The 6,491-nt window shown below is 44.1% G+C and carries 2 protein-coding genes and 2 pseudogenes; all 4 read left to right on the top strand.

Annotated elements, in window-relative coordinates:
- Positions 1-63: 63 nt before the first annotated feature.
- A pseudogene (locus BEN30_RS17945) lies at positions 64-504 on the top strand (transposase); the annotation flags it as partial.
- 266 nt (positions 505-770) lie between these two features.
- Positions 771-3,599, top strand: a complete 2,829-nt coding sequence (locus BEN30_RS11665) for a nitrate- and nitrite sensing domain-containing protein (protein ID WP_069958517.1) — start codon at positions 771-773, stop codon at positions 3,597-3,599.
- A gap of 104 nt (positions 3,600-3,703) precedes the next feature.
- Positions 3,704-6,268, top strand: a complete 2,565-nt coding sequence (locus tag BEN30_RS11670) for a CHASE domain-containing protein (RefSeq protein WP_170827039.1) — start codon at positions 3,704-3,706, stop codon at positions 6,266-6,268.
- Positions 6,255-6,491 (top strand): annotated as a pseudogene (locus BEN30_RS19225) (hypothetical protein); the annotation flags it as partial. The gene BEN30_RS11670 and the pseudogene BEN30_RS19225, both read left to right, overlap by 14 nt.

A 6,491-nucleotide genomic window follows, 5' to 3' on the forward strand; every position in this document is an offset into this window, starting at 1 on the left:
CCATGGCTGTTCAACGCTAACTATTTGATTATCGTCTCAAATAGTTAGCGTTGAACAGCCCTGGGCACACGACCTTCTGCGCCAAAGGATCAGCGCACCCGCTCGGCCTAGATCTATGGTGCGATCTGTCCAGCAAAAGGCGTCGGAGCTGCTTTGGTCCTTCCGTATTGCAACACCCATGGCATGAACCTTCATTTACAGGAAATCTCAGCCATTATCGCACCAGGAGCACATGCCATTATGATTGTTGATCAGGCCGAATGGCACTTCTCATAGGTATTGCAGATACCAAACAACATCACCTTGCTACCCCTCCCGCCACGATCACCAGAACTTAATCCGGTCGAAAATATCCGGCAGTTCATGCGCGACAATTGGCTCTCAAACAGGATATTTACATCCTACAACGACATCATTGACCATTGCTGCTTCGCTTGGAACCAACTGATGGATCAGCCATGGAGAATTATGTCCATCGGAATGAAAAAATGGGCCAATCAATGATTCGTTTTGCCGATTGGTATAAGGTGTGAAAGTGTTCCAATCAAACCGTATCAATGGTTGGTTTTGGCAACAGGACACAAATTAAAACAGAATAGTCCCCATATGGGGATAGGCCACTTGCATAAAATATTCTTTATTATGCCAAAATATAATCATTACGGAAAATATGCAGGAATGTATTGATCATTATTTTTGCACCCACAATTTAGAACATAATATTTCAATTCTATGGCAGTTATACAGCTTTTTGTTAAGGTTATGAATATATGAATATTTCATTGCGCATTACGATGGCGCTCATCATCCCTGTCATTGGGTCACTGCTTTTTTCCGGTGTCTTGTTGTTTCAGAGAATGCAGGTCGTCTCCGAAGTTAACCAACTTCAAAAATTGACCTCACTGGTGCCCGTAGTCAGCGCTATGGTGCACGAATTGCAAAAAGAACGTGGCATGTCGGCTGTATATATAGGGTCCAATGGCTTGTCTTTTGCCGATCGCCTCCCCTGGCAACGGCACCTTACAGAGGAAAAGAAGAAGGCCCTCTTGGCTGTCTTTGATAGGTTCGACGCGGAGGCCTTCTCAATTAGTTTGCAGGGCAAGATAAAAAAGACTCAAACCAAGCTTTTGCTTCTGGACGGCGAACGCAAAGACGTAGATATCTTGAAATCCTCCGTGTCTAAAATTGCCAATTATTTCACCATTACCATCGCCAACCTGCTCAGCATTGTCGATGAAAGTGCCACCTTAAGCACTCATGCTGAGATCACCAACGCCATTGACGCCTACAGCAGCATCCTCCAACTGAAGGAACGGGCTGGGCAAGAACGTGCTATGGGTTCTGGGGGGTTCAGTAGGCATTTATTCAGACCTGAAATCTATAAAAGATTCGTTGAACTGATCGCCGAACAAAAGGTCTTCCTCGACAGTTTCAACACCCATGCGACACTGGAGCAGAAAACCTTTTTTGCCCAAACAATGGTCGGCGCGACGGTTGACGAGGTGGAGCGTATGCGCAAGATCGTTATCGACAGTCCGATAACCGGGACCACCGGGAATATTGTAAACAGTTACTGGTTTGATACCATCTCGGTTAAAATCAACCTGCTCCGAGATGTCGAAAATAGACTCGCAGATGATCTGGTGGTCCAAGCCAACCAGATTAAGAAAAAAGCGTGGAACGTATTTATAATCACGTTGGGTGTTGTCGTTGCGGGATTTTTCCTCACAGCCGTCATGTTGTTCCTCATCATGCGCAGCATCACGCGACCACTCAACCACATCACACGCGCCACACAACAGGTGGCGAATGGTGACTATGAGGTTGATTTGCCGTGCCATACATCCGACGAGATTGGGGTGCTTGCATCCAACTTTATGAAAATGAGTTTTACAATTCAAGAGAAAGAAGGGCATCTCGAAAAAGCCGTTGCAGATCTTACGGCCTCATATAGCCATGAAAAGGTGTTAAAAAATAAGATAGAAGAGTCTATTAATAAAATCGAAGCAGCAAGCAGAGCTAAATCTGAGTTTTTAGCTTCTATGAGCCATGAACTGCGCACCCCTTTGAATGCTGTATTGGGTTTTGCCCAAATGATGCAATACAGGAAAGACGAGCCTCTGATGCCTGGACAGAAAGAGTCTGTGGATATCATTTTGACCGCCGGAGCCAGCCTGTTGAATCTTATCAATGAAGTTCTCGACTTGGCCAAAATTGAAGCTGACAGGACCACAATTAATCTTGATACTGTTGATGCAGTTAAAATTGTTTCGGATTGTGTTTTGATGCTGACTCCATTGGCCCAAAAGCGACATATTAAAATCAAAAATATGGTGAGTAGCGCATCGGCTATGCTCAACACCGACCCAAATCGCTTTAAGCAGATGGTCATAAATTACATTACAAATGCAATCAAATATAACAAAGAAGGTGGCCTTATCACAATCGAGGGGAGCATAACCGATCACGGTTTTTTGCATCTCTCGGTAACCGATACGGGAATTGGTATTGCAGAAAAAAACCATCCTAACGTTTTTGAGATTTTTCATCGCTTTCAAATTAACCCACACATCTCTGTTGAAGGTACGGGGGTGGGGCTGTCAGTTGTAAAACTGCTGGCGGCGAGACTTGCTGGAAATGTTGGATTTGAAAGCAAACTTGACCAAGGGTCAACATTTTGGCTCGAGCTTCCGCTGCTTTCCAACAAAAATGTTCTTATCTGGACTGATGATCTCAGGGTTGGCATTGATCAAATAGATTTTGACCATCAATGTTTTGTGAAACAGATAAACAAAATTTCAGTAATGAGCCAGAATGATGAAGACATAAATGCTGCCATTGATGAACTTTTAAAATATTTTGCACACCACTTTGGTAAAGAAGAAGCCGTGATGAGAGTGTGCGACTATCCTGATTTGGAACTTCATAGTGAGCTTCATAAAAACCTGACAACAGCCCTAAACAACATCATTCAAAAATGGAGCGATCAACCCAGTGGAGAAATCACTGCAGCCATGCGTGATTTTGCCCGTGAATTATTGATACCCCACATGCATGAAGATCAGAAATATGCAAAATTCACAGTAGGAAAGGAACGCCAGATATTAGATGTGATGGTTGATATTGATAATGTTAGGAATCATACTGCTGAAAAAATGTCCGTTAACCGAGAATCAAAAAATGCGATTACGCAACCTGATCTCAAAAAACTAAAAAATATTATTTTCGTTGATGATGAACAGCATGTTCTGGACGGACTAAAACGATCTTTGAGGGGAATGTCTGATGAATGGAATATGGATTTTGTATCCGAAGGTGAGGAAGCCTTAGGCTTGATGGAAACAAAGCCTTACGACATCATTGTGAGCGACATGCAGATGCCGACAATGAGCGGAGAAGAGTTGTTGGGCAAAGTCGAACAACAGTATCCTTCCACAGCCCGTGTTGTGCTTTCTGGGCACGTTGATCAGGACACCACGTATCGTCTGGTGGGTTCCAGCCATCTGTTTCTGTCAAAGCCTTGTTCCACTGAGCTTCTCATTGACACAATGAGAAAGTCTATTTCCTTGAGCAATACACAAGGCTTAACCTCTAATTAATTTGATAAATGTACTGCCGTTAGGTGGTAGCCAAGTCTCCATTTCGCAATCTCGTTGTGTTGAAGTAGTGTGACATACTTCAAATAAAAATCAGGATGATTAATATGTCAGGTGGGAATCAAAAATTACAAGAAATCCGACCTATCACGCGACTGTTGTGCCATGTTTATACATCGTGGGTTGTGTTGTTGTTGGGGTTGGTATTAACCGCAGCAGCTTGGTATGCGACAGACCAGTCTGTACGTGCCAAGGCCCAGATACGATTTGATAACAGATCCAGTGAAATTTCATCCGCCATATACGCTCGAATGAACGGTTATGAACAGGTATTACAGGGCGTCGTAGGCTTGTTTCACGCTTCGGAAAATATCACCCGTAAAGAGTTTAATACTTTCGTAAATTCTCTAAAAATTAAAAAGAATTGGCCCGGTATCCAAGGTATCGGCTTCAGCATACCTGTCACCGTTGGAGATAAAGCTAAACATATCCGTGAAATTCGAAACGAGGGCTTTCCTGAATATACCATCAAACCAGAGGGCGATCGTGACGAATACAGTGCGATCATCTATTTGGAGCCATTCGATTGGCGCAATGAGCGCGCATTCGGTTATGACATGTGGTCGAATGATATGCGCCGAGAAGCTATGACACGCGCCCGTGATACAGGTGAGGCGTCAACATCGGGGATCATTACCCTCGTTCAGGAAACCAATACCGACGTGCAAAAAGGATTTCTGACGTACCTCCCACTGTATCAGGACGGCGTATCTCTGGAGACGATTGAGCAACGGCGCAAGGCATTTATTGGTTGGGTCTACAGTCCCTTTCGTATGGGAGATCTCATGACAGGGATTTTGGGGTCAGAGCAAACCGAAATCGAATACGAGATTTTTGATGGCGAACGCGTATCGAAGGAGACGATGCTTTTCGACAGCAACAAAAGTTCCCACGAAGAATATCCATTGGTTGCAGGCGCATTGATGAAAACGGTCGCATTGGAGCTTCAAGGTCGCAAGTGGGCATTGCACTTCACTACCGGCAGGAATGCACAGGGTGTATCGGAAAGCCGCCAACCGATTATCGTCGCTATTGTTGGCCTGGTCGTGAGTTTCTTGCTGTTTTTCATCGTTTCGTCGCTAGCTTTACGTCAAAAATACACCGAAAAAATTGCACAAAATATGGAAAGCGAGTTGCGCAACGCGACAGAGTTAGCCCTCGCTAACGAAGAGAAAGCAGAACGGTCGACTGATAACGAAATAATCTCTGAAATTCTATCCCTGTCCATATTATCAAAATCACTGAACGATACCCTAGAAAAAGCTCTAAAGCTTATTTTGAGCCGTAAACGTTTTAAACATTTTGGAATGGGCACCGTATTTTTATTCGATGAACTCACTAATAAACTTCATATGGCGGCTCAGAGCAACCTCGCTCCACAAATCAAATCCATGTGTACAGAGATAAATCTTGGGCAGTGCCTATGTGGACAGGCCGCACTGCTCAGGAAGACGATTATGAAATTCTGTTTGGATCATGATCATGAAATTACATTTGATGGCATTAATGAACATGGCCATATCTGCGAACCAATACAATCAGGTGAGAAGTTGTTAGGCGTTTTAAATCTGTATACGCCACACGGCCATCACGGAACGGAACAAGAACTGAAGTTTGTTAAAACCGTCTCGAATACTCTTTCGGGACTTATAAAACAAAAGCGCTTTGAGAGTGAACTGGCAATTGCTCTCGATACCGCGAATGCTGCAAGTGAAGCTAAATCTGCATTCCTTGCTGCAATGAGCCACGAATTGCGCACGCCCCTGAACGCGGTTCTTGGCTTTGGCCAAATGTTGCAATTCACACCGAACGCCCCTCTCTCTCCAAACCAGAACGACTATGTCGAGAACATCCTTGAGAGTGGCAACCACCTTCTTAAATTGGTCAATCAAATCCTTGATCTGGCAAGTATTGAAGCCTATCAAATTGATCTTTCTTTAATCGACTTAGAAGCAAACGAGGTTATCTCCAACTGCGTAAATTTGGTGGCTCCACTTGGGAAAAAACGAAGCATCGAGATCGTTGACCAGTTCAGCAATGGACCATTAGTGCATCTCTTCACAGATAGCACCCGCCTCAAGCAGGTTTTGATCAATCTTCTCGGTAACGCAATTAAATTCAATAAGGATGGCGGGACGGTAACCATAGAGGGAACGGAAACTGATTACGGATACCTTCGTATATCGGTGATCGATACCGGTATTGGCATAGCCGCAAAAAATCAATCGAGCGTGTTCAATCTATTCCACCGCGTAGATGCAGATTCAATGATCGCAAGAGAGGGGACGGGCATTGGACTTACTGTGAGCAGATTGCTTGCGGAACGCTTGGGTGGTCGCATTGACTTTGAAAGCGAAGAGGGACTTGGGTCCACATTCTGGATCGAACTTCCTTTGGCTAATAATGATGATGTGCTGATTTGGACGGAGGTCATAAAAATAGGTGTTGACACCATCGACAAGGATCATCAGGTCCTAGTTTCGATGGTGAACCGCCTAATGCGGCGATCCGCTGACATGGCGGATGTGGATGAAATTATCAACGAACTTATTGAATACAGAATACACGCAGTATCATTTCACTCGCGAAGAAGCAATTATGGAGGTCTCTAGTTTTCCTGACTTTGAGAGACATAGAGACATTCACAGAATGCTTATTGACAATGTAAACCAACACGTCGAGGCATGGCACAGTGAACACAATCAAGGGAGTTTCACCTTGCTCCGTAAATTCTTGAAGGATTGGCTGTTAAATCACATTTTGAAAGAGGACACCAAGATAGCAATTTTTGCGAAGGGTAAGGATCGGGATATTCGGCTGAGATTGGAATACTTA

The organism is Magnetovibrio blakemorei (assembly GCF_001746755.1).
In the GTDB taxonomy this organism is placed as follows: Bacteria; Pseudomonadota; Alphaproteobacteria; order Rhodospirillales; family Magnetovibrionaceae; genus Magnetovibrio; species Magnetovibrio blakemorei.